The sequence below is a fragment of the Acinetobacter sp. YH12052 genome (assembly GCF_013419835.1).
Lineage (GTDB): Bacteria > Pseudomonadota > Gammaproteobacteria > Pseudomonadales > Moraxellaceae > Acinetobacter > Acinetobacter amyesii.
In genome coordinates, this window is record NZ_VOZI01000001.1 from 93,212 (window position 1) to 119,770 (window position 26,559).

The window sequence follows — 26,559 nt, forward strand, 5'->3', positions numbered from 1 at the left end:
TATGCTGATTCAACGAAAGTTTTGCTGACAGTGATTGCAATGGTAATACGTCAGCGTGATCGGCTTTTTAGGCTCATCAAACACACTACTGAATAGGCCACCAATGACTGCACCTGCAAGCCCGCCAAGCAGTGGTGATACAGGCAAAGGTAAACCCTTTGAAATGGTTGCACCGATAGTTGCGAACGATGCAGATGCGGCTAGACCTGTAGAATCAGATCCACTCACCTGCTGATTAACCACTTGAATAACCTGATCCGAAAAACAATAAGGACAATTTAAACTCATAATATATACCTCTAGAAATGACAAAGGCTCACCGATTGGCAAGCCTTGCAAAGTATTTAAAACCTCGTTTTCATCTAGATAATGTATATCTGAGATTATTTTCAACTCATTGAAATGTACGCATCTTGGCTTTGCATTTCACACGCAGATGTTGCGCATCTTTTTCAGGCCGTACTAAATAGCGCACAGCATTAACCATTTTTTCTACTTCACTAGAATTATTTCTGTGGATTCGACCAACACCTAAAATACCCAATTCCGTGTATTCTTGGATCTGCTCAGGATCATGACAGTTAAAAAAGTATCTTAACTTGCCTGTGATGAAATCGATTGTAAGCAGTTTGCAAAGGGCAGAGCTCTTGAGGAATATCATGCCATGTCGCACCCGTACATAGCTTCCATAAAATAGCTTCTATGATATTTTTACTTTTTTTTTGAGCAGTAATAACCATGTAATCTTATAGTATCTTGAATTTGCTACTAAATATTATCGGCAAGAAGAGTACGGGCAATTGAAAAATATAGAAATGAAAAGAGCTTAAAGGAGAATTTATGGCACCCACGGAATAAGATTAACTTTCAATACGATATTGGAAGGTATTTTTAACATTCGACACACTGGTCGGTTTGCCATCGACGAGACGAGGCTGATATTTAAAAGTGAGAGCAGCCTGAATCGAAGGTCGTACAAACATCGGATGGCAGTCGCCTTGTGCCTTTGGATTTTCTACCCGTCCTTTTTCGTTCACGCTATACACCACCGTACAATCCCCCTCCAGCTTACGATCCAAAGCTTGTTCAGGATAAGCTGGTGCTATTTTTGTAACAGGTTGATAATTTTTAACATCAAATGATTCAGGATGAGTTTGTGCTTTAGGTTCTACTGATTTCTGGGTCTTCGTCTGAGTTGGTATATCCGCTTGAGACTGCGTATCTACTGTTTTCTGAGATTCCGCTACTGCCGTTTGCTTTTCCGTCACGACTTGCTGTGTCGGTTTAGACGCTGTAGGTACAATTTTGTTGCTCTGTGACTCTACAAACTTCTTGGTGGTTTTCGGTTGGACTTCAGTAGGTTTCTCAAGCTGTTTCTTGACAGGCTCATGTAAGGGTTTTTCTTCGACTATCGGCTCAGGCTTTTTAGGTTCAGGTTGTTGTTTGGCTGGAGGGGGTATTTGCACAAATTGTAATTGAATGGTTTTCGGCTTGGGTTCCGCCAATGTTTCATGCATCTCAACCGTACATAACCATGCAATTAGCGCAATATGCAATCCAGCCGTGACCGAAAGTGCTAGGCCTTGATCACGAAACCTAATTTTGGAAACAGTTGTCATCATGATTGTGGTTCCTCTGTCACTAGCCCCAAGTTCGTTACCCCACTTTTTTGCAAGGATGCTATGGCCTGTGCAACCAGTTGATAATCAGCATCCTGATCGGCACGTACATAAAACTGTAAGCTTTTATCTTTTTGAATAATCGGAACGAGCTTTTGTTGCATAGTGGCTAAATCAATGGCCTGATCCGTAACTTTCTCGGTATTCACTTCTGATCCAATATTCCAGTAATACTGGCCATTGGCTTGAATAGATAAGGTTACAATACGCTGCTGTTGTGACGCGGGCATGACATTGGCATCCACTTTAGGCAAATCAATTTGAATGCCTTGCGTCAACATTGGTGCAGTCACCATAAAAATTACCAACAACACCAACATGACATCAATATAAGGAACCACATTCATTTCAGCATTGGGTTTTAATTTTTGAGGACGCTTAATCATGGTTCTTGCTCCTTAACGCGAAGTGCGCTCAGTGTGCCCCAACAAACGATAAATACGCGTTTGCAACTCATTGGCAAAACCGTAATAACGACTGGAAAGCTTGTCAGCACGTGCCGAAAAGCGGTTATACGCCACGACCGCAGGAATAGCGGCAAATAAACCAATAGCTGTCGCAATCAGCGCTTCTGCAATCCCTGGTGCAACTGTATTGAGGGTTGCCTGTTCAACGGCAGACAGTCCAATAAACGCATTCATAATGCCCCAGACCGTTCCAAATAAGCCTATATAAGGGCTGACTGAACCGACTGTTGCGAGAAAGGTTAGATTCTGCTGAAGCTTTTCTTCTTCTTCACTAATACTACTGAGTAAACGACGTTCTACCCCATCAATCACATCACTTGTGGTGAGTTGCTCATCTTTGATCAATTGATGGTATTCATCCACCCCATGTTGAAAAATGCTGACTACGCCTTTCTGTTGTTCAGGCTGTTGGTAATCTTGCTGTAAAAGATTGAGATCTTTTTGCTGTCTAAAATTCTTTAAAAAGCGGTTCCAAAGCTGCTCTTGTCCACGAAGTAACATACCGTGACGCACGATTAAATACCAACTTACTACTGAGGATAAAACCAAAATCAACATCACTACTTTCACCAACACACTGGCATGGCTAATCAACATCCAAACCGACATTTGATCCATTGTTGCTTGCATAACGCACTCCAATTTTTTACTGCATGGTGCAGTACATGTATATTTTTAAAATGGGCTGTGACTCTTTGCCCCAGCCTATGTACTAAAGCGCTATTTAGTCCAAATGCAGGGCTTGAGCGATTTTTTCCCACGGCACATATTTAAAGTTCTGATTGGTTTCAGGCATCCGTTTACGTCCATCTTGCACCACCAACATGCCTTGCTTCCATTTGCCACCAAAATTTAGGGAACTCACATCTAGTCCATCTGTTTCAGACACAGCGTCAATGCCTTTGTCGATATTGATGCCTACACGAAATGCGCCACGAACCGTATAAGGTGCTGCAGCATCAAGCACCACAAAGCTGTCATTGCCTTGGCTTGAAACTACCAAATAACTTTGCTTTTTACCGTGATAAAGTCCCATTCCCTCAATGTCATCATGCATCACCTCTCCTACACCTATCACCTGCTGCATAGGGAGCTGAGTTTTTGGATTGAGATCTTTTACCCACACCGCGACATCTTCTTCACCCAAGAAAATACGTCCTGTGGCATCGTCTACGACACAGCCTTCAGGTTGGGTTTGAACTGAAAAACGTTGTACTTCTTCAGCCCGTAATTTTTGCTGTGCAGCCGTGATGTGGTATTGAACAAAAGTCCCGTTTTTATCGTTGGGAATGGCATAGATTTCCCCTTGAGCATCGCGGTACATACAAATGCCATAAATATCATCCAATGTAGTTGCTAGCTCGCCGAGCACAGAAACCTTGCCCGTTTTGGGTTGAATCGCAAAGAGATGCAGACTGTTATGATCTCGGTTCGATGCCACAGCCAAATCGACCGTTTGATTGCCCCATTTAAAACCGTAGCGTACATCGACATTATTCAATCGCCCTACTGGCAAGTACTGCACAGTTTTGCCCTGTAAGTCGTTAACCTGTAGACCACCTTGTTTATCTGTCGCTAAAATACGGGACTGACTCGGCTGTGCAGCGTTATGCCAAATCGCAGGATCATCAGCCGCGTCACCTGTACTTGGCACACCCTCCGTCTGCACTTCTGCTGGAATAGTGATGATATTTTGGGTTTTGATCTGGGGGTGAGTTTCCCATTCCACATCTGTCACTTTCACGGTTTTATCATCTAAAATCAGCAAGGATTTATCGGTTAAATTACCTTGAACACTCAAAGTCTCTGCTTCTTTCACCGTGTCTAGTTGTAAGGGTGGCTGTGCTTTCCATTGCTTATTTTGCTTTTGATAACGATAAAGCAAAGGTTTTTCCGCATCGAGTACAGCGATATGATCATCTACAATCGCAATTGCAGAGGGTGAACCTTGAATCGAACCGAAAGGTTGCACAAGATCCACTGGTTGACGCACCATATCTGCTTCAGAATGAGCTGGATATACCCAAACGCCAACGCTGGCTTCATTAATGAACAGTTCTGCTGTGGCATCATTCACTTTGCATACACTGCTAGCAGGTGGAAAACTGAGACGGCGTACCAACTGGGGTTGAACCAAGGCCTTCTCATGCTGAGCCACCAGCCACTGCTCACCAAGCCCCTCTTCACCCACTAAAAAAGCAAAACTCAGCCCTTGAGCGTCGGTATATAAACAAACATCTTCAGACTTAAATGAACGCTTTGGAATGAAGCTAGGTTTGTCCCATGCTTTATTTTTTAAGTTCATGCTCATCAGTTGAATTTGCTGTTGTTGCAAATTCGACGCAGCAATCAATAGACGCTCCGAACCAATCCGATAATCAAAACGCCCAAACTGACCTTGAATTTGATGTAATACATTTTGTTGATCATCTAAAATTTGTAGCCCTTTATTTTTACTGCTCAACAGTGCGGCAACTTCAGGCCATGCACTCAAGCTTAACCATTGCACATCCTCAGTTTTCGCCCCATTCATGTCGACTTCACGTAATTGCAACTTCGCTGCCATGGGCTGATCTATTGGTATTTCAACTGGGCTTAACAACTGGCTACTCTGCGTAGGCTGAGGCATACTGTGTTGACTACATGCTGCTAGTAACAGTAAGCAACTGCTTAAAGCAGATAATTTAAAAGATGAAAATTTCATAGAGACACTCAAAATTGGGCAAGGAAACTCAGGTCTGCTTCTGCTGAGCAAACCTGAGAACTAAATTTAATTTGACTTAAAAGTGGGTGTAGGTCAGTGCAAGTTTGTATGCTGGGCCATATTCTTCATATTGAGCGTTATAAGCCTTAGAGCCTGCATAGTTGTAATAAGTTTCATCGGTGATGTTTTGCACATCAAACTTCAATTGTAAGTTTTTAGATAAATTCACATGACTACTGAAATCAAGGAAGATTTGATCATCGGTATAAATGTCTTTTTCTGGCGTGTCGATATCACCTAATGCATACAAATAGTTCGATTTATAATTTGCTGAAAGTCGTACACCAAAGCGCTCATTTTCCCAACCAATCATGGCATTACCGACCACATCCGACTGGTTTGGTAAATGAATACGACGGCTCAGAAGTTCGCCATCTTTCATCGAATCAATATCTGCTTCTGACTTACTAAAGGTCGTATTAAAGCCCAGCAAGAAACCATTCCAAGGCGCTCCTAGATGGTCAAACTTTTGTGAGTAGGCAAACTCCATCCCGTACAGTTTTGCTTCATTACCATTTTTATAGGTAATAGCTTCATCAAAGTCAGCCCATTGCCCTGTTCCTGCAATATTGGTGTTATAAATAAAGTTATCGATATCTTTATAAAATGCGTAGAAACCCACCATACTGGCTTTGCCAAAATACTTTTCTACACCCAGATCAAAGTTAGAAGACTCTAAAGGCTTTAACATTGGGTTACCAAACTCAGCTTCATCACCATCGATATAGACACCTGGTGCACTTTGCGCAAAGTTTGGACGGACCACACTATTGGTCCAAGCGGCACGGAGGTATGCGTTATCGGCCAATTGATAACGCAAATGTAAACTCGGCAACCAATGATCATAGTCATTTTCATATTTAGTCGCAGTAATCGCATCATCATTGAACTCAAAACCACGTGCTTCAAAGTTGGTATTTTCATAACGTAAGCCTGCAATCACACGCAGTTGATCCAAATCAACGGTATTCATGACATAAGCCGCTTGTATGTCTTCATTCGACTTAAAGTCATTAATGATTGAACCGTCAGCAACCACATAATCATTTGGATTTAATCCACTGATTTTATCTTTAATAGCGTTTTTATTAATGGTTGGACCAAACTGACCCAGTTCATAATGGCTGTTTGAATTGAAATCTGAACTTGACGTACTGAGATCTTCATATTTCCATTCATCGGTATTGTTGGTTTTTTCACGTTGACTGATTTTTCCGCCGAACTTCAATGCAGCAGCATAATTCCCCAGCATATAGTCTTTCAAAAAGTCTAATTTACCGTTGTATTCTTTATCGGTGGTTTTAGATTTTTCCCACGACACCGAATCTAACTCATAGTTGGCCGCATCATAAAAATCTTGGTCTGCCGTAATTACAGGTTTTTGCGTACTATTAAATCCAACATTACTAAAATCACCTTGGTATTTTGCCCCCGAAATTCCCCCTGGATTTTCCTCCGATGCTTCGCTATAACCGAGCTGACCTTCCACCGTCCACGTGCCAAAACCTTGCTTACCACCGAGGACAAAAGACTGTATTTCTTGTGTTTCTTCACGGCTCTTCAGTGAACGAGTCACTTCTGCATCACCACGCTGGCCTGCAAGTTGTGGATCAGAAAATTCAGCCGCCACTTCCTGACGTGATTCAGTGTCTTTAAAGCGACTATATAAAGTTCTTAAATAGTATTCGCCTCTGTCATTCGGACGGTAATCAAAGTTTAAACCCGCACCAATGCGCTCACGCTCGATGTCATATTGACGCATTGCGGTTTCTTCAAGTGCGTCACCATCCCAAGCCCCACCCGTTTCAACATTGTCCGAGCCAAATTTTCGGTTTTGATAACTCAGTGCCAGTGCCACCCCAAGGTTGTCTTGCCCCTCACCAACACTGAAACGATTACTGATAGCACCAGATGCTTTAGGGCTATATTTTTCCCGTTTTTCATCATAACCACCTTCAATCGTTCCCGTATAAAACAAACCGTCATGGTCAAAAGCCGATAAACTTTCAACCTGCACCGTACCACCTAATGAGTTGGCATCCATGTCTGGTGTCAGCGTTTTCACCACAGCCAATGACTGTACTAGCTCTGAAGGTAAGACATCCAATGCTACGCCACGGCGATCGCTTTCAGGCGCGGGAACCAAAGTACCATTGATGGTTACTGCATTTAAGTCAGCGCCTAAACCACGAACGGAAACAAAACGTCCTTCGCCTTGGTCACGCTCTGTAGATACACCTGGTATCCGTTGCAACGCTTCTGCGGCATTGTCATCGGGTAATTGTCCAATGCCATCGGCATGTACCACACTGCTGATTTGGTCGGCACGTTTTTGTTCTTTGAGTGCTTTATCCATACTTGCAGCTTGACCAATGACCTGTACATATTCCACCGTGTTATCTTCGGCATGTAGATGCGTCATGCTCAGCATTGACAGGACCAGTGTGCTGAGCTGAAAACCCGCACGCTTCTGTTTCATGAAACGGCTCTGATTATTTTGCATTATGTTCTTCCCCTCAAGCCAAAGTGGCATGGTTTGAACGCACAATAGAAATTGAATGTGAACATGATGTGACAGTGCCTTTTACGATCTGTCCTTTTTATTTGTTTTTGGCCTTTTTCAGCAAAAAATGAGCTAATTTGATCTGTATAGAGAAAATACTGAGCATACAGAATGATGCATATTCACCTCAAAGATAGGGTTTTTCAGCATTTTTATTCTCAAAAATCAAAAATACCCTGATCTATTTTGACCCTAGCCATTGCCATCAAACTGTCATCTAAATCTGTTTAGCTTGGGCGAAAATAAATCATTTCAAAAAATGCTATGCCTAAATACTTTGCTTACTACCGCTGGCCTTTATTATGTGTAGCGACTGCCTGTAGCTTATCCCTTTGGTTGTTTATCTTACTTGGGCAGAGCAAGTCATTTGCTGAATGGAACTGGGTCGATATTTTAGGTGAAGGGGGAGCAACTGTTTTTATTGGTATTTGGATTTTCTTTATTATTAAAAGCCGTCCTTTGGGCCGTGTAACCAACTATATCTTTTATGGACTGTGCTTTATTTTTTTCCACATGTGGATGGACAGCTTAGATGAGTTTATTCGCCTGCCTAAAGAAATCATGTGGGATGCATGGCTTGAGTCCATTCCTTTTCCAATTGGACTGTATCTATTTACCATCGGGATTTATTTTTGGCATCAAGAAGAACAGGCAATTTCTAAACACATGCAAAAACGAGAACGTATTTATCGGGATCATCGCTTATTCGATGCACTCACCCCTTTGGCCGATGCTCATTATTTTAAAACACAGCTCAAAGCCGCAATCGAGCAAAACTTGCATGAACCCAGCGACATGTCCGTCATACTGCTAGATATGCATAATTTTAATCAGATTAATCAAACACATGGCTTTGATGAAGGCACATCTATTTTACAGCATGTTTCACAATTGATTAGCTTAAACTTACGACCACAAGACCTGCTCTGCCGCTTCGCAGGAGATCGTTTTATTATGTTGTTACCAGAGACTAAGCTACAACAGGCTGAAAAAATGGCTGCTCAACTTGAACGCATGCTTATGGTCAGTGCTTATTATCAACGTGATCTGTCCGTGCACATTCCTCTAAAAGCACTCACGACCTGCTGCGCTGTCGGACAATACCAAACTGCCCAACAACTCTTGAGTGCCTTAAATCAGCAATTGCTCCAAGTGAAGCAGTACTACTCACCGAAGCGAGTCATGGTATGAGCTTTGAATGCGACTACAACTACATTCCTGCGCATCATCAATTGTCTATTTTAATTGATTTGGCAGCGAGTCATGAAGTCGAACATCACGTCCTGCTCAGTGGCAGCAGTATTTTCTTAGAAGATATCTTTTCAGGGCAAAAACTAATTAGTCAGCAACAGTTACAACAGGTTTTAAAAAATGCTGAACAGTGCTTTCGTAATCAGGACATCAGTTTCTTATTTGGTCAGCGCAGTTTAACCACTCCCTTTAATGACGCCATTAAATCCATGCTTTATGCATCGACCTTCGATGAGGCACTTAGCCGCTATTTAGAATTTTCCGCGTCCGTTTCACCATGGTTATGCCCTCGACTCATGTACAGTCAAAGCCATATTCATATTTATTGGTTAGATGAAAACAAGCTTGAAAATCGCTTTTTAATTGAAAGCGCAATGAGTGCAATACAAGCGTTTAGCCGTCAACTGTACCAAGCCAAGTTAGCGTGGAAATTCGAGTTTAATTTTTCTGAACCTGACTATATTGAACAATATTGGACACATTTAGGCAGTGCTTTAGAGTTTAATCGCCCGATCAACATGATGAGCCTACCTCGCGATTTGATTTATGAAAAACTTCCCAATGCCTCTTCGACCTTAGCTTCAATCAGTTATCAATATGCGCTGAAAGAAATGACAGCTCAAAATATTCAACAGAGTTTTTTGCTCAGTTTGCACCAATATTTAATGCAGAATATTCAAAATAATATTCAACTTGAACAAACCGCTGACTATTTTCAAATGAGTTCTGCCACCTTAAAACGTAAACTGAAAAAGCATCAGACCCATTTTCAGGCGCAACTCGATCAAAGTCGTTTGCATACTGCCATTATTTTATATCGTGTACATGGTTTTAAAACTGAACAGATTTCTCAGTATTTACAAATTAACGATGCGACCAATTTTCGACGTGCGTTTAAGCGTTGGAGTGGTTTAACTGTACAAGCGGCACAGTCCTAAGCGCTTATTTTTCCAAAAAAAATCACAGGTATTTCTATTTTAACGTCGAAATTAAAAGTCAAAAACTCATCGGCTAATCACTAAAGTCCGCATAGTCACGTTCGCTGTATTTTTCTGTTTGTGTCCAAGGTGTAGCAACATGTTGGCCAATTTTGCGCACGGTAAAGGTTTTGGCATAGCCTGAGGTCGGTTTGAGCAATTCATATTTTTGAACCAGTTGATCTTGTTCACTCCATATAATATTCAACGTTTGCCCAGCACTGCTTATTTGATAACGCGCTAACTTCGGATCACGTTGAATCAATTGTGCTCGCTTTAAAATGTCAGGATGAATCAAACTATATTCACAGCGCCAACAGTTTTTCATCCCTAGCATTTCTTGATCGACATCCTGCAATTGCACCCGCATTTTTTCATCTGGCAAAATATAAAAACGCTGAAACGGACTTTCTACGTTTGCTTGCCCGACTACATCTTTGCGCTGCATCCACTGAATTGCACTGTCAAAACTCACATGCTCATGGGTGTCTGTTTTGGCAGACACATGAGCGTTGCTATGTGTCTGGGCTTCGTCAGCATGCGTTTGTGTGTTTAAACGTTCAATCCAAATATTTTGCTCATCTCGAATTATTTTCTCACTGTATTTTTGAATGGTCGTGACCCCATTGGCATCCAACCGTTCAATCTGATAATCAATACGATATTCATCGGCCGACCATACCCATGGACTGAGCAAACTGAAAGACAATGCTAAGAATTTCATTTTGAATTTGAACGGCCGTATAAATCTTGTATCCATTAGAATCCAAACGCCTTTTTCAATTGCTCAAATACCCATGTATTTTCTTGTGTGCCTTTGAATAGATTTGAATTCTTTCCTTCAGCAAACAGCATCACATCTCCGCCGCCATGTGTTTCGCTTTTCGTCAGTTGTACCCCGACTTCTTGTTTATAGTCGTCAGCAAAGGCTTGCTCGTTGCTAATACTGTCACGAATATCTAAACGTTTACCCGTACCATTTCCAAAAACAAGCGTCGTTCCTGTTGCCCCATTTACATCGCGGTATGGATTATGTACTTGGCCATCAGCCAGCACTTTGCTGTAAGCATTTTGCTCTTTTGCAATATTATAGTCATAGCTCAGCCCCAAAATACCTGGATTAGTTTCCGTCGTTTGACCCGTTCGTGCGGCATAACCATTAAAGGTCATCACATGGTCATGGTCTGCCGTCACTACAATCAAGGTATTGCTCAAATCCACTTTATCCAGTGCGGTTTGAATTGCATCATTAAATGCCTTGGTTTCCTGCAATGCCCGTTTGGCATTATTGGCATGTAGCGCATGGTCAATACGCCCACCCTCAACCATCAAGAAATAGCCTTGTCCATGACTCTGTGCTTGCAGTGCATCAATCGCTTTACTGGTCATCGCCGCCAGACTCGGTTCAGTCTCTATATTCTTCTTGAGTCGGTCCAAATCAAAATTTAAATGCGACTGTGTGGAGAATACGCCGAAAATTTTCTGAGTATTGACCGTCTGTGCCAAATCACTTTGGCTTAAAACGGTTTGATAACCCTGCTGTTTAAACTCTGCCAATAAATCACGACCATCCAAGCGCCCTTTGGGGTTAGAGACTGCATCATAAGGCGTCCAATGATTTAAGCCGCCTCCCATAAGGACATTAATGCCATCCAATAAGTTTGGATTATAAGCTTTACCTTTTGGAACAGCTTGAAGCGCGATATCGTATTGCGCATCACGGTGACAGATATGTGCATAGGTTGCCGCAGGTGTGGCATGGGTGAGTTCGGTCGTCGTCACTACGCCAACCGCTTTACCCTGCTTTTTTGCCAGTTCTAAAATACTTAACGCAGGCATCCCTGCGACCATACTACTGCCCTGTTCTGGACAACGGTTGATGGCTTTCGCTAAGCTTTTGCCATTCGGCAATTTTCCTTCTTCAGGTTCGACCGCAACCGTTCCTGTTGTCATGGCAATCACTTCATTTTTATTTTTCTGCCCAGTCATATAGGCGCCCATAGAGGGAGCGCTATCTGTGGTTTGACCATCCTCAGAATAGGTTTTAATCCTTGCTGCGTGCTTCATGCTGTCCATGGCCAGTTTGCCATTTTCCCCCACAGCATAAATACGACTTGCCGTCACTGTGGTTGGTCCCATGCCATCGCCTAAAAAGAATATAACGCTTTTCGTCGGTGTAACTGTGGTGTCCGCAGCATATAAAGCACTTGAAGAAATCGACGCTGTAAGCAGAAGCATCATGTATGGGATGGTTTTTAAAGTATGTTTCATGTGATATCCCTCTGCTATAAGCCTGTGATCTTACGAATGAGGTGATTGACCTCAATATTTTCAAGGCTACCTGAGAACTGATCGGCTCCCTGACCAATCGCACCTAAAAACACATCTGCACCGCCATGCGTTTCTTTATCTTTATAGCCCGTTTGAATCACAGCTTCTTGTTGGAAATCATCCGCAGCAGTGCCCGTACACCAACCCGTTTCAGCCAAAGGATAGGTGAAACTATATTTTTCACCTTGTGGTGCCTTTGGCCCTTGTACAGGATGACAGACATCAGTGTCTTTTAAGTTCAGTACCAAGTCATCCATACGGTTTTGAGTGGGGCGTTTTTTGCCCGTACCAAAACCGATAATCGGATAAGGTTGACCATGAATATCTTGAGCAAAGCCCGCTTGATCATAGTTTTTTACCAATCCAAGCACACTGGTTTCCTTACCTTCGACGTATTTTCCTGTACGCTTGGCATAACCATTTAAAACCAAGGTGTGATCATGGTCGGCTGTGATTACAATCAGTGTATTTTTAAGTTCAGGATCACTTTGTTTAAGCTTTTGAATGGTTGCTTCTAAAGCATCATTTAAGGCAATCGTGTCTTGTAAAGCACGTTTGGCATTGGTGTCATGCAGCGCATGATCTATACGCCCGCCCTCCACCATCAGGAAAAAACCTTTTTTATTTTGCGTCAGGATGTCTAAAGCAGACAGCGTCATTTGCTTGAGACTCGGCTCTGCCAAGTTTTTCTTGGTGCGATCCAAGTCGTAATTTAAATGGCTGTGATTAAATAAACCCAATAATTTTTCATTTTTCGCCAGTTGCACTTGGGACAGTTGGTTTTCATCAAAAACCACGCGGTAGCCTGCCTTTTGCATCTCGGTAATTAGATTGCGCCCATCAGTACGTTCTCCACCTGCATCTTTAGGCAAAAATTGACGCTTACCTCCACCTAAAACCACATCGACTCCATCTTTGAGTTTGAGGTTATAGCGTTGATAATCATCGCCTTTTGAGCTCGGGACCAACTGTGATGCAATGTCATTTTCAGCATCACGGTGGCATATATGCGCATAAGTCGATGCTGGTGTGGCATGCGTGATTCGCGTCGTGGTCACAACCCCTGTCCCCCAGCCCTTTGCTTTGGCTAATTCAAGTAAAGTCTGTGTGTTTTGCTTATTTTTGTTTTGTGGGTTACTAACGCACTGGTTATTCCCTACTGAGTCAGGTTCAACCGCAATCGTCCCTGTCTGCATCGAGATCACCTCGTTTTTCATCTTCACACCGGTCATGTACGCGCCCATCGAAGGTGCGCTGTCCGTGACTTGCGCATCTTCAGAAAAGGTACGAACAAAAGCAGACTCAGGCAGCCGATCAATCGCCAACTGACCATCTTCACCAACAGCATAAATACGTGAAGCGGTAAGCGTGGTGATGCCCATACCATCACCCAAAAAAAAGACCACACGTTTCGGTTGTTGGACTTTTTCTTGTTGGAGCTGTTGCTCTGTATTGGCTTGTTGATTTCGCGTTATCGTAGTAGTTTGACAAGCGGTAAGCAATAAAGCGCTGAAACTTATACATACCACGCTGATTGTTTTTAATTGGAATTTTTCAAGAGAACCGAGCATGGCATCAACCCATCTAAAGATGGCTGAACCATACGCCGCAGATATTTAAATAAGATGACATTTAACTACTTTTTCATTTACTTGCTAAAAATAACCCGAAACCTATTTAAGCCAAGGATTCCATTACTCGAATGTTTAGCTTATTTTGATAACATCATTAGTAAGCATATAAAGATGCATAAATTCCAGCTAAGTACACTTCAATGCTTCTCGCTTTACTGAGGACTAAATTATATTACCCTTTTAATGAGCTGAATAAAGTCTCTATTTTATTACGATGCTTTAAATGATATTCATCATATATGGAGATTAAAACAGATTTCATATTCTTTCTGTTATATGCAATTAAATCAGTGCTTTATAATTTTATCTGCTTGGATGATAATCCTCCCATAAATAACTCAGCGGACGCTTACGATCCAGCGTACTGCGACGATAACCATAGATGCCATAACTGGCCTCATAAGAAGAATGGATGAGCTGTAATAACCGCTTATCTTCAATCGTCCTGCCTGATTCGGGTTCATGCAACCAGGCATAGTAACCAGCACGAGCGATCTTAAGGACCCGACACATCGTTTTAATCTTAAATTGATGGCTGTATTCCAGGATAAACTGATACTTCACTCGGGCAGGCTTGCAAAGCGGCGTGAAAGCAGTGCTTTCACTTTAAGATATCCCGTTCCTCTTCAGTCTGTTTAAGCTGACTTTTAAGACGTAGGATTTCTTTCTTTGCTTCGCGTAGTTCATGTTCATCAGAGTTGTTACGTAAAGGCTGTACCGCCTTTAGCCATTTATAAATGCTGTGCTGTGATACACCTAAACGCTATGCTACATCAGTGACAGAATATCCACGTTCATTAATCAATTTAACAACTTCATCTTTAAATTCTGGAGTATATCGTTGCCCACTCACAATATTCTCTCCTATGTAAAAAGAATAGACTAAATTTGTCTAGGAGAGTAGTGACAGTCCATATCTAACTAAAAGGTATCTATAAAATCGGTGGCTATTTACCTGCTGTATCTGAGATTATTTTCATTTAGCGTCTATCATACTGCGCTCTTAACTGACCTTTACCAAATACTCTTCGTCCTTTTGGCTTTACACGTAAGTATTGAAGAGTACGTTTGTGATGATCAGCAATGTATTCCATTGCCTCAATGAAATTTGTCACTTGTTTTGAATCGCAACGATAAATCACACCGATCCCCAGCTTATCCTCTCTTCGAAGTTTCGCTACACGTTCACGGTTCCAGCAATTATAGCCTTGACCATAACCTCTAGTAATATCCCTCCATAGCTCGATTATTTCATCTCCCCAATATCCTGCACTTCCAGCACGATAGGCATTATCATAGATGATTGCTAAGTGGCAGTGGAAACCTTTACTTCTACCGCCTTGTTCTACTCCCCACATATATCCGATCACATGTTTAAATATGCCATCTTTATTTTGAATACGATTAAGCAGTATATCCAAATCATTATAAATATCCTCAACCCTGATTCGTCTAGAATATTCTTGCAAATAACCCAAGTCTACACGAGCAACTAATATTCGACTGCATTTATTAAGTATTGATCTACAATATTTCTGCACTTCAATTTTATTTTCATCTTTCTGTTTTTCAATAGTTTCATAATATTTTTCGCAAAGGTCAGATAAATCTAACAACTCTGATCTCAATTCTCTATACCCAATCGATTCCAATTCATTTTTAAGATCAACTTCATCAGAGTCTATGCTTTTTAAGTCATATATCAGAATAATAAAGAACTGAAGATAACCTGGGTATTCATCATCAGGATCATAAATATCATTAAAGTCTAATAACAGATTAGTAAGCTGTGAATAGAATCCATCCCATTCCCTACTTCTTCTTTTTAGACATTTTAAGAAGTTCTCAATATCAAGTGTAAGTTGTGCCTGATTAATTAAATTTCTCATGTTTAAACCTATGTGTGTGACAGTTACATAAGAGATAGGGAATTCAGTATATATATACGTTTTACTTCTCAACAAAATATTAACTAATAAACGATTAGATTAATAACCAAAGCTTTAGGGAGTCCAAATTCCTCCTGTAGTACAGTATCTATTTATCCCATTAAGCATATTTTCTCCCTGCTCCACGCTTAAATTCATCTAGGCTCCAGCCTTAAAAAAAGCTAGAATTAAGTTAATTAATAAAAATCAATTTCAAAACTTGTATAGGGATAAAAATTCAAAGTTTTAAATTTATTTAGCCATCAAAAGCATCTAAAAAGTTACACGGTATTTTCTGCTTAAACACTCCCTCATTATTTACTTAAATAAATTCATATTTTTTCAAAATCATGAATCATAAATTCAAATTAAAACCTCATCACCTCCATATTTTAAATTCTAAACGTCCTACATTTAAAACTATGATAAGCACTCCATCAAAGTTAAGTTCAAAGTTAAATAGGCCCTGTATTTAAGATGGAGCTATAGATATCACGGTAATTTCTTCACGCCAAGCATTTAAAAAAACTATGGCAAATCAACCGAAATCACCCGAAAAGAAATGGAATAGTAAGCAATAGATTGCCATAAAGTATGACCTAAGCTTTTACTAAGGTAGATTCAAAAATGCGTAGAACTCCAGCTTTAGATCAAACTAAATCATTCCTATCACGTTGTAGAGATATTGATGCAGTATGGATACTCAATATCTTTAATGAAGAGATTAAACAATACAAAGATGTTAGGCGGACTGATGTTGATATGCTAAACAGACTCGATAAATTTTCTGATATCAAAAAGGAAATCATGGCTGAACTCTGTCATTTACATGACCGTGATATAGAGCATTTTATTTATTGCCTAGAAGAATACCAAGCTCATATTTCTATGCCTAAAATTGATCTGAAGAATATCGAAAATAATAAACGTTTTATATTATTCGCAAACAATACTATGCAAAATAATTTAAGAAGTAGAATACTAGAAGATATAAGCAATCCTGTTTATAAGTTTTTTTATATACTTTTCACATACGAAGAATATTTTGACCATCCCAGATCATTAGAGGAAATATATAAACGTTTCTCCAATGTACACATGAAGTTCGATAGTCATTTTAATTTTGCTGAAAATGATTTTTACATATGGGCTAATAGTCACATTTATAAAAGTGAAGAATATAAGAGACTCCGCGTGAATTTATTAAACTCTACTAATCCTGAAATAAATATTAACTCAATCTTTGATCAACTTTATGATCTAGATATTAATGTCCACTATGCCCTTAGAAAAAAAATATCTAATGCTTGGTATCAGAAAAGACATCGAGATGATAAAAAGGTTAAAAAACCTGGATTTTATGCTCTTACAGTTAAAGCAAAAGAAGCCTTAGCCTCACTTGCTCGTAAAAAAAACCTTTCGGAAGATAAGGTTTTGGAAGAACTCATAAATCAAGCCTATGTAAAAGAATGTAACCCCCTAACAGGTGAGTTTCCTTACTAAATCCAATTTAAATCATAGTAAAATTAGACTCTGCCTAGATTAGGCAGAGTCTAATTTCATTAATGAACATTAAATTAAGAAGCTTAGAGTTCCGATTGTTCAAGAATTTTTTCAAGTAAAGGTTTATTTTTACGTAAAGTATTCGAAATACTTTTTTCAACATATTCAGTCCCATATGATAGAAAATCATTATATTCCTCATATGGGTATCCTCGCTTTAAAGCATTTTTAATATTCAAAATTTCTTCGCTCATTATTGTCATTAGCTGTTCACTATTTTTATACTTCGGATCATTTTTATCAACTTCCTTTAGTCTGCTTTCTTGAAATGATATATTTACCTCAATTTCAGTTAATTTATCATTAAGCCACTTGGTATCAAATTTCTCAAACTCTTCTTCAATAACCTCAATACAATCTTTCGCAACTTGATCTGCAGATTTCCAACGCTTACCTTGCTGATGTTGTCGCAACACAATCTGCGTAAGCATTTCGTTTTTTTGATTTCTGATCTTAGTCCTTTCACCTAAAACAACTCTAGTCTTATCAATTCGTTTTTTTAAAGCCTTATTAGTCAACCCATAATTAACCGTATTTAAACAAATATATTGATAAAAAATATTTTCAAACTCTTCTTCAGCTTCTTTTGCAGTTAAGTTAGACAATCTACTAGACAGCGAATCTAGCTGATTAAACAATTCAATTAAATCCCCAATACTATATTTATAATCTTTTTGGAATTGTTCATAACGGGGATTGTGTTGATCCTGAAGCATAGCTTGATAAATTTCTTGAGTTTCGCCTTCTTCAAAATCATCCTTTATTTTGTGAAACTTTATTCTTTCAACAGACTCTAAATTAGAAAATTTTATAGATTGGATGCTCTTGATCTTCTCTTTCACTGTTTTAATAGGCATAGATTTATCTCTTACAACTTCTACTTTTAGTTGTTGCACATAAGGATCCCAATCCGCAAGAAATACAATGACTGCACCATACTGATTTAACAGCTCAGCTTTTAACTCGTTAATATTTTGTCTAATTTCCACATGAGACATCTGCTAGACCTTTATAAATTAGAATTACATAACTAATTTACATGAAAAAATAAACCTTACAATTCAATTAATTTACGTTCATTTATTTTTTACAGCTGTAACATTCCTCATTTTTTATTTATCAATTGCACAATGCGCTTATCGACAATACATGAGTGTTTAAAAGTGACAATAACTATTTCTACTTACGACTATCTGTTTCTAAAATTCGGCAACCCGATGCCAATGCTGGATGATGTCTGTAAAGCATATTACCCACATCTAAGCAAAGAAAATATTTTAGAAAAAGCAAGAAAAATGGACTTCCCTTTCAAATGCGCACGTCTAGATCGAAGTCAAAAGTCTCCGTATTTTGTGGACTTAAAGGATCTCTCTAATGTGCTAGATGGGTTGTTCCAAAAGGACTCACCCTATATTGATACTGATATTATTCATAATTTTAAAAGCCCGAAGGAGTAAATTAGCAATGGCTTATCTTACTTCTCAAGAACTACTAAATAGATTCAAAATCAAATCTCAAACAACACTATGGAGATGGCAGCAACCTACTCAGAAAATTTTTAAAGAACCCTTTCCATCTCCTATCAAGGTATCCGTGGGTTCTAAAAGCCTTTGGGATGAAGAGCAAATCATAATCTGGGAAAACCAATATTTCAGAAACAACAAAAGCCTAACTAATTAGTTAGGCTTTCCAATTTTTCCCACCACTGCTTATAAGCTATACTCATCTCTTTTTGATAATCGTGATAATCATAAGTCCCTTGCTCTCCAGGCATGGTGTGACCAATCATTAACTCTGCAATATCACGTGATGTAAAACGACTAAAATGAGTACGAGCGGTACGTCTTAAATCATGCATAGACCAATGCTTCATCTCCACACCATAATGTTTTCTTGCATATTGCATAACATTATACGGAAGCTTGCCTGGACCATTTTGCCCATACATCTCTTTAGTCCCATTATTCACAAACATATAGATGGAATTATTCAGCTCCATAGCCTGCCTAATAAAAGGCTCAATTTCAGGTAATATCGGTCTAAGAAGAGGCCGCTTCGTGTACTTACCTGTTTTATGATTTTCAGGTGGCACAGTCCAAATTTTGCGTTCAAAATCGAAGTCTGTTTTTTTCGCCATCCTCAGTTCACTATATCTATTTGCATAGAAGAGACAGATTTTTATAAACAGTGCATTCTTCAATGCCATTCTAGATTTATCACAAATTTTCCAGATTAGTGCTACCTCATCATCTTCAAGAATTCGGTCTACTTTATTCTTTTTAATATTAAGATCACGTTTGCCTGTTATATGACGTATCGGGTTGTTCTCAATAAGCCTACGATTTACACCCCAGTCTAAACACTGTTTTGAATTCGTTAATAGTCTATCAGTAATTGATGCAGACTTTTCAAAATGGTCTTCCAGTAACTCTAACCACATATGTAGTGTAATTTGATTTGCTGGCAAAGATCCATATTTAGGAAACACATACAACTCAAAAGAGCGCAATTGTTGTTGTGCATTCTTCTTATTCGGCATGCAGTATTTTTCATGCCATTCGAAATAGAGCTCTTTAAAAGTTAGTGCGTTTGTCACCTTATGAACTTCTAGCTTTTTATATACTCTTGGATCATGTCCTGCCTCTAGAACACCTTTCATTTTTTGCAACTCTTGTCTAGCTTGCAATAAAGTCAAATTGGGATAAGAACCCAAGTCTAGACGAGCTTGCTTACCCTCATATCTGAAGCGCATTTGAAAAGTGATCTTACCTTTAGGTGAGACACGCACACTCAAGCCATCCCTATCAGGTTCGACATGTTGCTCACCCCTAACCTTACCTAAATTCTTTTTAAGCCATGTGTCCGTAAGTGGCATTTCACACCTGTGTACAAATTTTTAAATCAAAAAAAATAACATTAAATATGTACACACTCATGTACACAAAACTTCTGAATAAACTTAATGCAACTTGAAATACCATGCAATGGGTACAAGAATGAAATTTAAATAAAATATTGTAAATTAATAAAATATTAATTTTAATTTGAATGCTTTTGAAATGGGTTGGAATGAGATGAATTATAGTGTGTTATTTGGGTGGGAAATAATAGCGAAAGTACGTCGCTGAGCGACCTGTGTCGCTAATTCTTCTTTAAAACTCATGAAAGACACCTACTGCAAAACTCGCAGTGCAAAAGATCAGATCTGATCAATATGGAAAATTGGCGATATTGTATCAGATTGACCATTAAAAATAATCAACCACATCGGGTTGAGTCAAAATCTTAGCGTGGCGTGTCTTGATGTTTTACATTGGATGACGACCTGTTTTTATCGACGATATAGCACATTTCATTTTCTTTTTTTCTATACACATTGGCAATGCGATCAGACTACAAATGACCTTATTCAACTTTCGCTTTCATGCTTTCTTCAAGCTGTACCACTGGCATCGGCATTCCTAACAAATATCCTTGTAACTGTTGGCAACCTAAACGTTTTAAAATTTCTGCTTGTTGTTCTGTCTCTACACCTTCTGCAGTGACTGTTAGCCCCAGTCGAATTGCCAAGTGAATAATACTTTCTAAAATAATTTCTTCTTTAGAGCCAACGCTCAAATTGCGGATAAATTCACGGTCAATTTTCAGCTCATCTACAGGTAGTTCTTTTAAATACAAGAAACTTGAATGTCCTGTTCCAAAGTCATCAATCGCAACTTTAATCCCCATCTGTCTCAAATGTTCAAAAGTCACGATACTGGCATCGATATGATGCATCGCTGTTGACTCGGTAATTTCAATAATTAAATTGGACGGGTTAATTTCATACCGTGCAAAAAGCGACTCTAAAGTACTAAATAAATGTTTATGCTCAAACTGGATGGCTGATAAATTAACCGCAATCGGATACAGCGGCATATTCAGCTTTTCCCAGTGCTGAATTTGCTTACAGGCTTCTTCAAGCGCCCAATAGCCCATGGCAATAATCAGTCCAGTTTTTTCCGCACCATTGATAAACTTATTTGGCGTCAGCATACCTAAGGTTGGATGATTCCAACGAATTAAGGCCTCAACCCCACAAATTTCACGATCAGTGGCATTGAATTTTGGCTGATAAAATAAGATAAATTGTTGTTCTTCTACCGCTTTATATAAATCATTGATCAGTTTCGTCTGACTTTTTTCTTCAAATTGGTCAGCGGTATAATTAAAAAATGAATAGGTATTCCGCCCTTGATACTTTGAACTCAACATTGCTGTATCTGCATTGATCAGCAGATCTTGTAGGTTCGCACCATGTTCAGGGTACATCGCAATACCAATACTGCCTGAAATATTGATTTCCTTGCCTGCAATCAAAAAGCTTTCTTGCATCAATTCCAATATTTTTTCAGACATTGCTGTCGCAGAGTCATTGCTTGCCGACTCAAGCACAATCAGAAACTCATCGCCACCGATTCGTAGCAATTTGGCTTGATCATCGATTAAACGATGAATTCGCGTGGCAATTTGAATCAGCAATTGATCACCCACATGGTGTCCAAACACATCATTGACCGCTTTAAAACGGTCGATATCAATATAAATAAAAGCAATTTTATCTTGTCTTAAGCGATGCTCTGTAAATAGAAAATGTGCATATTCAGCCAAAAACAGTCGATTAGGTAAACGGGTCAAATTGTCTTGTACCGCTTGATTGGCCAATTCTCGATTTGCACGCATCAACTGTAAACTGCGATGCTCTAAACGTTGTTCTAATACCGCTACACTAAAGGCTGCCATCAACAATAAACTGGTGACAAATAAGACAATAAACAGCAATAAATTATGGTTTATCTGCGCTGCCACCAATACATCCATCGAGTTTAGCGGTACAAAATCAACAGCCGCCATACCAATATAATGCATAGCCACAATGCTAAAAGTCAGCATTAATGCGACAAAGACATTCAAAATATTCCGTTTTGGCGAATATTTATTTTTAAACGTCATCCAAAAGGCCAAACCCGAACCACAGATCGCAACTAAAATTGAACAGATAACAATTAAAGGTTCATACCGTTGTTCATAGCCCTGAACGGCTAAACTCAGCATACCGGTATAATGCATGCCGGAAATGCCAAGGCCCATTAACACTGAACCTAAAATTAAACGAGGAAAAGGTAATGTCTGTCGTGTGGTTAACCACACAGCAAAAGTGGAAGCAACGAAAGCAATAAAATAGGATATCAGGGTCAGACTGGTATCGAAACTATGGCTTGAAGGCAAATGGCTGGCTATCATGCTTACAAAATGCATGCACCAGATCGCAGCACCTAAAATTGCACCGCTGAAGAATAAAATGACATTTTCATATCTTGGTCGTGTTCCACGAAACAACATTTGTTCGAGTGAAACAGCAAAGTAACAACTTAATAATGCAACTACGATTGAACCAGCGACCAGACTGTAATCATAATGAATATGAGTCATATCAAGCGTTCCGCTTAGGTTATCGTGGCACTTTCTTTAACCGAATTACCCAATCTATCTCTTCCCTTTAACTTGTTACGTTTTCAATTACTTACTTATTTTCCCTTAGAATCTATTAGTCTACGATAATGGTCAAGTCTTTCTTTCAAGATTTTAAGCAACTGATTAATTTAAAAAAAGAAAGCTTGATCAAGTTCACTAAAACTTAAACTTTTGATAAAAAATGCATCAGGTGGTTTTTATTTTAGAACAGTTTCTAACCATAATAAAATGAATAAATTAGATTGATTTCTATATTGTTTTCTAGATTTAAATCATGCCTCTCTACACAAAAAAATAGCGAGCCGTAGCTCGCTATTTCTCAATAGGTAAATTCATCTTTTCCGTCAAAAACTTAAGCAATCAGCTCAATATTTTTATGGATGAATGGCTTACTTTTTGGCTGCTGTTGTTGGATTCGTACCTTGTAATTTGGCATAGTCCATTAGCACATTCGCTGCTTCCATCACAAAGACTTCTTCTTCAGGCAGTGCTGGACGTTGGTTCGCCTTCATTTTCGCACGTGCTTCCACCAATGCATCCATAGACGCTTGGTAGCTCTCCCAGTTGGCATAAGGCTTTTGACCCACCACTTTACGACGTTGATTTTCAGCATCCAAAGACTTTTGCTCAAGTGCCAACAATTCAGCTTTACGCTTCGTTAAGTCGAGTACCACACGCTTTTGCTCATCCGTCTTTTTTGCAATCGCTGTACGTTGCTCTAAATACTTAAATTGAGGATCAATCGTGACGCGTTGCTGAGATGACTTAATCAAATCTGGAACATAGGCTTGGATCGAGCCTTCACGTTTAAACGGTGCAGTTGGAATAGTATCCCACTGTAAAGCATTTTTCGATTTACGCTCACCAAACTCTTCATTGTAAATATCGACCAGCTTAATATCCGGTACGACCCCTTTATTTTGGGTACTGCCGCCCGTCACTCGGTAAAATTTACGTTGCGTTAAGGTTGCTTGACCATAGGCTAAAGAGTCAAGTTGTACCTGCGCTGTTCCTTTACCCGTTGTGGTACTACCAATCACCACACCACGCTCATAGTCTTGAATCGCAGCAGAATAAATTTCACTCGCAGAAGCCGAAGCCAAATTAATCAATACCGCCAATGGGCCTGCATAAGTTTGCGCGCCACCATCATCATCTTCAAACACGCTGACATTGCCATTACCATCACGGATTTGCACCACTGGACCTGATTTAATCACTTGTCCAAGCATACGTGCTACTTCTTCAAGTGAGCCACCAGGGTTGTTACGCAAGTCAATGATGATGCCTTCAACATTTTGCGCATCTAAAGTTTTTAAAGCTTTATTGGTATCTTCCGACACAGAACGGTAATCTGTACCCGCACGACGTGCACGATAGTTTAAGTAAAACGATGGAATTTCAATCACACCAAACTTATGTTTTTTGCCATCACGTTCAATTTCAACGGTACGTGAACGCACGCCTGCATCTTCTTCTTGAATTACATCACGTACAATAGTGACATTTCGCGCTTGATTCATGGACGCACCAGCACCCAATAAACGTAAAGTCACTTTGGTGCCACGTTTACCACGAATCAGTCCGACAATTTCATTGCTCGGCCAACCAATCACATCGACCATTTTGTCGCCATCTTGGGCAACACCAACGATGCGATCGCCTGACTTCACTTGTCCTGATTTGCTGGCTGGCCCACCTTCCACAATCGTCTCGATTTTGGTGTAGTCTTCATTACCACGTTCAGGACGGATCGATACCCCAATCCCTTCCAATTGCAGCGTGGTTTGACGGTTCAATTCCATCGCATCTACAGGTGGAAAGTAATTACTGTGCGGATCATACGTCAGCATCATGGCATTCAGAGTTTTATCAAGCACATCATCGCTTTTTAAACGACTAATCCGCTCTAACTGACGTGTATAACGCTTGGTTAAAGTCTGTACAGGTGTTAAGTCTTCAGGACCTGTTAAGTCTTGACCATTTGCCAGTGTTGGGTCATCTTTCAACGCTTTTTGTTTGGCTTTCTCTTCTTCTTTGCTGATGGTTAAGTTGATCAGCTGAGAGACCAACATTTTATTCCAATGCGCACGCTGTTCTTCTGTCGATTTAAAGAATGGCGCTTTTTCACGATCGGTTTCGATGTAGTTATTCGGTTGATTTAAATTCTGTGGCTTTTTCAGCTCTTCCAACATATAGGTGTAGAACTGTTTTAAGCGCTCACGATATTGCGCATGAATGGCATACGGCCCTGTTAAATTGCCCGCTTTGAGATTTGCGCCAAAAGTTGAGCCATAACGTTTTTTATAATTTTCAATATCCGATGCCAAGAACAACGTATGTTCAGCGTCTAAACTATCAATATAAAAATCTAAAATACGGTTAGATGTATTGGCATCTAAACGCTGATTTAAATAGTGTTGACGGTCTACCAATGTTGCAAGCTGACGTGAGACCAAGGCTTGCTCTTGTGTGGGCTGAATGGTACCCGCGCTCACTGCTTCTGTATTATTGGCAGCAATTGCGTCATTCACCACATGAGTGAAAAAGAATCCACCTGTCGCAATCGCAACGGCACAAGCTAATGTTTGAAGTTTCATAAATAATTTGTACTTCCTTGGTATTAAGACCAATATTACCGTGTTGGTTTTCGACCTGAATTGAATAGATTCAAAATCTTAAACAACTTAATATGTTTATGTCGTGTAGTTTTATCATATTCTCTGCTGACAAAGTGTAGCAAATCATTGCAGAATTCAGGTATTGTTTTTCCTTAAAAATTCCAACACGGACACCGAATATGATTGGCGCATTAATGCTCGACATTGCTGGCACAGAACTTACCCAAGAAGATATTGAACTATTACAAGCACCACAAGTTGGCGGCATGATTTTATTTGGTCGTAACATTGAATCTCCTGAACAAGTTCGTGCCCTGACCGACCATATGCGTCAAATTCGTCCTGATATTTTAATTGCGGTCGATCAGGAAGGTGGTCGTGTACAACGCTTAAAGCAAGGCTTCACACTCCTACCAGCTATGGGTAAGTTTGGTGAACTTTACTTAACTGAACCTGAAAAAGCAGTTGAACTGGCTGAACAATGTGGCTGGTTGATGGCAGCTGAAGTCCTGGCGGTCGGCATCGATTTCAGTTTTGCACCTGTGCTGGATTTAAATGATGTTAGTGATGTGATTGGTGACCGTGGTTTTGCCAAAAATATGCAAGATATCATTCCACTGGCAAGTGCTTTCTTAAAAGGTATGAAACGTGCAGGAATGGCATCTACAGGTAAGCATTTCCCAGGCCATGGCTCGGTGAAAGCAGATTCACATGTCGCTGCTGCCATTGACCATCGTAGTTATGAAGAAATCTATCAAAAAGACATGCAAAGCTTTATTCAACTGCAACCACAGCTTGATGCCTTAATGCCTGCGCATGTGATTTATGAAAATATTGATCCTAATCCTGCTGGATTTTCACCGTATTGGATTCAGAAAGTCTTACGTCAAGAGCTCCAATTTGATGGCATTTTATTCTCCGATGATTTAAGCATGCAAGCCGCTTGTGTCGCTGGCGGCGCAGATGCTCGTATCCAAGCAGCATTAAATGCAGGTTGTGATATGGGCCTCGTGTGTAATAACCGTGAATCTGCATGCATTGCGCTGGATGGCATTCAAAACTTGGCTCTTCCAAATCAAGAACGCCTAGAACGTATGCGCGGTAAAATCCCACAGATTGAGATTGGACAAAGCATTGAACTCGGGGCGGACTGGCAAAACGTGCGTAACCGTATTGTGGATTTTAAAAATCAATATTGCTAATCCAAGACTTTCAAAATTCTAGAAAATGGAGCACGACAAGGTGCTCCTTTTTGATTTATGATGAA

At 39.8% G+C, this 26,559-nt stretch carries 20 protein-coding genes and 3 pseudogenes; 5 read left to right on the forward strand and 18 right to left on the reverse strand.

Annotated elements, in window-relative coordinates:
* Positions 1–9: 9 nt before the first annotated feature.
* The 7 genes from FTU06_RS00405 to FTU06_RS00435 all read right to left on the reverse strand — a co-directional run bounded on the left by FTU06_RS00405 (position 10) and on the right by FTU06_RS00435 (position 7,413).
* Positions 10–288, reverse strand: coding sequence for a hypothetical protein (locus FTU06_RS00405; RefSeq protein WP_131273872.1), 279 nt, complete (start codon positions 286–288; stop codon positions 10–12).
* A 293-nt stretch (positions 289–581) separates the two neighbouring features.
* Positions 582–740 carry a transposase gene (locus FTU06_RS17020; RefSeq protein WP_180144276.1) on the reverse strand — a complete coding sequence of 53 codons (159 nt, stop codon included), beginning with the start codon at positions 738–740 and terminating at the stop codon, positions 582–584.
* Between the two features lie 120 nt (positions 741–860).
* A complete protein-coding gene (locus tag FTU06_RS00415; protein ID WP_218954028.1) occupies positions 861–1,622 on the reverse strand; it encodes an energy transducer TonB in 762 nt (253 codons plus the stop codon).
* On the reverse strand, positions 1,619–2,065 hold the full coding sequence (tolR, locus tag FTU06_RS00420) for a protein TolR (RefSeq protein WP_086208627.1): 447 nt from the start codon (positions 2,063–2,065) through the stop codon (positions 1,619–1,621). The genes FTU06_RS00415 and tolR overlap by 4 nt, the downstream gene beginning before the upstream one ends.
* Positions 2,066–2,077: 12 nt before the next feature.
* Positions 2,078–2,776, reverse strand: a complete 699-nt coding sequence (tolQ, locus tag FTU06_RS00425) for a protein TolQ (protein WP_049590884.1) — start codon at positions 2,774–2,776, stop codon at positions 2,078–2,080.
* A 94-nt stretch (positions 2,777–2,870) separates the two neighbouring features.
* Positions 2,871–4,850: a phytase gene (locus tag FTU06_RS00430; RefSeq protein WP_180144289.1), complete on the reverse strand. Its 1,980-nt coding sequence runs from the start codon at positions 4,848–4,850 to the stop codon at positions 2,871–2,873.
* 76 nt (positions 4,851–4,926) lie between these two features.
* A complete protein-coding gene (locus FTU06_RS00435) occupies positions 4,927–7,413 on the reverse strand; it encodes a TonB-dependent receptor (RefSeq protein ID WP_180144292.1) in 2,487 nt (828 codons plus the stop codon).
* Between the two features lie 324 nt (positions 7,414–7,737).
* Between FTU06_RS00435 and FTU06_RS00440 the strand changes: the two genes are divergently transcribed.
* A complete protein-coding gene (locus FTU06_RS00440) occupies positions 7,738–8,664 on the forward strand; it encodes a diguanylate cyclase domain-containing protein (RefSeq protein ID WP_163141003.1) in 927 nt (308 codons plus the stop codon).
* The gene (locus tag FTU06_RS00445) at positions 8,661–9,662 is read left to right on the forward strand and encodes an AraC family transcriptional regulator ligand-binding domain-containing protein (RefSeq protein WP_180144295.1); all 1,002 of its coding nucleotides are present in this window, start codon (positions 8,661–8,663) and stop codon (positions 9,660–9,662) included. Before FTU06_RS00440 ends, FTU06_RS00445 begins: the two co-directional genes overlap by 4 nt.
* Positions 9,663–9,735: 73 nt before the next feature.
* Here FTU06_RS00445 and FTU06_RS00450 read toward each other — a convergent pair whose 3' ends face one another.
* The 6 genes and pseudogenes from FTU06_RS00450 to FTU06_RS00470 form a co-directional block, all read right to left on the reverse strand.
* Positions 9,736–10,425, reverse strand: coding sequence for a hypothetical protein (locus tag FTU06_RS00450; RefSeq protein ID WP_252725842.1), 690 nt, complete (start codon positions 10,423–10,425; stop codon positions 9,736–9,738).
* Positions 10,426–10,460: 35 nt separating this feature from the next.
* Positions 10,461–11,972 carry an alkaline phosphatase gene (locus FTU06_RS00455; RefSeq protein ID WP_010326316.1) on the reverse strand — a complete coding sequence of 504 codons (1,512 nt, stop codon included), beginning with the start codon at positions 11,970–11,972 and terminating at the stop codon, positions 10,461–10,463.
* Positions 11,973–11,986: 14 nt separating this feature from the next.
* The gene (locus FTU06_RS00460) at positions 11,987–13,603 is read right to left on the reverse strand and encodes an alkaline phosphatase (RefSeq protein WP_131273880.1); all 1,617 of its coding nucleotides are present in this window, start codon (positions 13,601–13,603) and stop codon (positions 11,987–11,989) included.
* A 157-nt stretch (positions 13,604–13,760) separates the two neighbouring features.
* Positions 13,761–13,955, reverse strand: a pseudogene (locus FTU06_RS16715) (IS982 family transposase); the annotation flags it as partial.
* A 77-nt stretch (positions 13,956–14,032) separates the two neighbouring features.
* Positions 14,033–14,519: pseudogene (locus FTU06_RS17025) on the reverse strand (transposase); the annotation flags it as partial.
* A gap of 127 nt (positions 14,520–14,646) precedes the next feature.
* Positions 14,647–15,555: an inovirus-type Gp2 protein gene (locus FTU06_RS00470; protein ID WP_180144298.1), complete on the reverse strand. Its 909-nt coding sequence runs from the start codon at positions 15,553–15,555 to the stop codon at positions 14,647–14,649.
* A gap of 666 nt (positions 15,556–16,221) precedes the next feature.
* Between FTU06_RS00470 and FTU06_RS00475 the strand changes: the two genes are divergently transcribed.
* Positions 16,222–17,097, forward strand: a complete 876-nt coding sequence (locus FTU06_RS00475; protein ID WP_180144301.1) for a hypothetical protein — start codon at positions 16,222–16,224, stop codon at positions 17,095–17,097.
* Between the two features lie 83 nt (positions 17,098–17,180).
* Here the strand turns inward: FTU06_RS00475 and FTU06_RS00480 are convergent, their stop codons facing one another.
* Positions 17,181–18,155 carry a hypothetical protein gene (locus tag FTU06_RS00480; protein WP_180144304.1) on the reverse strand — a complete coding sequence of 325 codons (975 nt, stop codon included), beginning with the start codon at positions 18,153–18,155 and terminating at the stop codon, positions 17,181–17,183.
* A 132-nt stretch (positions 18,156–18,287) separates the two neighbouring features.
* On the opposite strand from FTU06_RS00480, the gene FTU06_RS00485 reads away from it, so the two are divergent.
* Positions 18,288–18,614: a pyocin activator PrtN family protein gene (locus tag FTU06_RS00485; RefSeq protein WP_004729569.1), complete on the forward strand. Its 327-nt coding sequence runs from the start codon at positions 18,288–18,290 to the stop codon at positions 18,612–18,614.
* Between the two features lie 215 nt (positions 18,615–18,829).
* Here the strand turns inward: FTU06_RS00485 and FTU06_RS00490 are convergent, their stop codons facing one another.
* The 4 genes and pseudogenes from FTU06_RS00490 to FTU06_RS00500 form a co-directional block, all read right to left on the reverse strand.
* Complete coding sequence (locus tag FTU06_RS00490; RefSeq protein WP_180144307.1) at positions 18,830–20,032, reverse strand: integrase family protein; 1,203 nt, start codon at positions 20,030–20,032, stop codon at positions 18,830–18,832.
* Positions 20,033–20,248: 216 nt separating this feature from the next.
* A pseudogene (locus FTU06_RS17030) lies at positions 20,249–20,320 on the reverse strand (hypothetical protein); the annotation flags it as partial.
* A 242-nt stretch (positions 20,321–20,562) separates the two neighbouring features.
* Positions 20,563–22,629, reverse strand: coding sequence for a bifunctional diguanylate cyclase/phosphodiesterase (locus tag FTU06_RS00495; protein ID WP_180026003.1), 2,067 nt, complete (start codon positions 22,627–22,629; stop codon positions 20,563–20,565).
* 431 nt (positions 22,630–23,060) lie between these two features.
* Positions 23,061–25,271 (reverse strand): carboxy terminal-processing peptidase, encoded by a 2,211-nt coding sequence (locus FTU06_RS00500; protein ID WP_180144310.1) that lies wholly within the window; start codon positions 25,269–25,271, stop codon positions 23,061–23,063.
* Between the two features lie 200 nt (positions 25,272–25,471).
* Between FTU06_RS00500 and nagZ the strand changes: the two genes are divergently transcribed.
* Positions 25,472–26,494: a beta-N-acetylhexosaminidase gene (gene nagZ / locus FTU06_RS00505; RefSeq protein WP_180144313.1), complete on the forward strand. Its 1,023-nt coding sequence runs from the start codon at positions 25,472–25,474 to the stop codon at positions 26,492–26,494.
* Positions 26,495–26,559: the final 65 nt, after the last annotated feature.

What these genes read in the sequence shown, in the direction of transcription:
- FTU06_RS00405 (WP_131273872.1), bottom strand. Translation starts at nt 288, where the DNA reads ATGAGTTTAAATTGTCCTTATTGTTTTTCGGATCAGGTTATTCAAGTG.
- FTU06_RS17020 (WP_180144276.1), bottom strand. Translation starts at nt 740, where the DNA reads ATGGTTATTACTGCTCAAAAAAAAAGTAAAAATATCATAGAAGCTATT.
- FTU06_RS00415 (WP_218954028.1), bottom strand. Translation starts at nt 1,622, where the DNA reads ATGATGACAACTGTTTCCAAAATTAGGTTTCGTGATCAAGGCCTAGCA.
- tolR (WP_086208627.1), bottom strand. Translation starts at nt 2,065, where the DNA reads ATGATTAAGCGTCCTCAAAAATTAAAACCCAATGCTGAAATGAATGTG.
- tolQ (WP_049590884.1), bottom strand. Translation starts at nt 2,776, where the DNA reads ATGCAAGCAACAATGGATCAAATGTCGGTTTGGATGTTGATTAGCCAT.
- FTU06_RS00430 (WP_180144289.1), bottom strand. Translation starts at nt 4,850, where the DNA reads ATGAAATTTTCATCTTTTAAATTATCTGCTTTAAGCAGTTGCTTACTG.
- FTU06_RS00435 (WP_180144292.1), bottom strand. Translation starts at nt 7,413, where the DNA reads ATGCAAAATAATCAGAGCCGTTTCATGAAACAGAAGCGTGCGGGTTTT.
- FTU06_RS00440 (WP_163141003.1), top strand. Translation starts at nt 7,738, where the DNA reads ATGCCTAAATACTTTGCTTACTACCGCTGGCCTTTATTATGTGTAGCG.
- FTU06_RS00445 (WP_180144295.1), top strand. Translation starts at nt 8,661, where the DNA reads ATGAGCTTTGAATGCGACTACAACTACATTCCTGCGCATCATCAATTG.
- FTU06_RS00450 (WP_252725842.1), bottom strand. Translation starts at nt 10,425, where the DNA reads ATGAAATTCTTAGCATTGTCTTTCAGTTTGCTCAGTCCATGGGTATGG.
- FTU06_RS00455 (WP_010326316.1), bottom strand. Translation starts at nt 11,972, where the DNA reads ATGAAACATACTTTAAAAACCATCCCATACATGATGCTTCTGCTTACA.
- FTU06_RS00460 (WP_131273880.1), bottom strand. Translation starts at nt 13,603, where the DNA reads ATGCTCGGTTCTCTTGAAAAATTCCAATTAAAAACAATCAGCGTGGTA.
- FTU06_RS00470 (WP_180144298.1), bottom strand. Translation starts at nt 15,555, where the DNA reads ATGAGAAATTTAATTAATCAGGCACAACTTACACTTGATATTGAGAAC.
- FTU06_RS00475 (WP_180144301.1), top strand. Translation starts at nt 16,222, where the DNA reads ATGCGTAGAACTCCAGCTTTAGATCAAACTAAATCATTCCTATCACGT.
- FTU06_RS00480 (WP_180144304.1), bottom strand. Translation starts at nt 18,155, where the DNA reads ATGTCTCATGTGGAAATTAGACAAAATATTAACGAGTTAAAAGCTGAG.
- FTU06_RS00485 (WP_004729569.1), top strand. Translation starts at nt 18,288, where the DNA reads ATGCGCTTATCGACAATACATGAGTGTTTAAAAGTGACAATAACTATT.
- FTU06_RS00490 (WP_180144307.1), bottom strand. Translation starts at nt 20,032, where the DNA reads ATGCCACTTACGGACACATGGCTTAAAAAGAATTTAGGTAAGGTTAGG.
- FTU06_RS00495 (WP_180026003.1), bottom strand. Translation starts at nt 22,629, where the DNA reads ATGACTCATATTCATTATGATTACAGTCTGGTCGCTGGTTCAATCGTA.
- FTU06_RS00500 (WP_180144310.1), bottom strand. Translation starts at nt 25,271, where the DNA reads ATGAAACTTCAAACATTAGCTTGTGCCGTTGCGATTGCGACAGGTGGA.
- nagZ (WP_180144313.1), top strand. Translation starts at nt 25,472, where the DNA reads ATGATTGGCGCATTAATGCTCGACATTGCTGGCACAGAACTTACCCAA.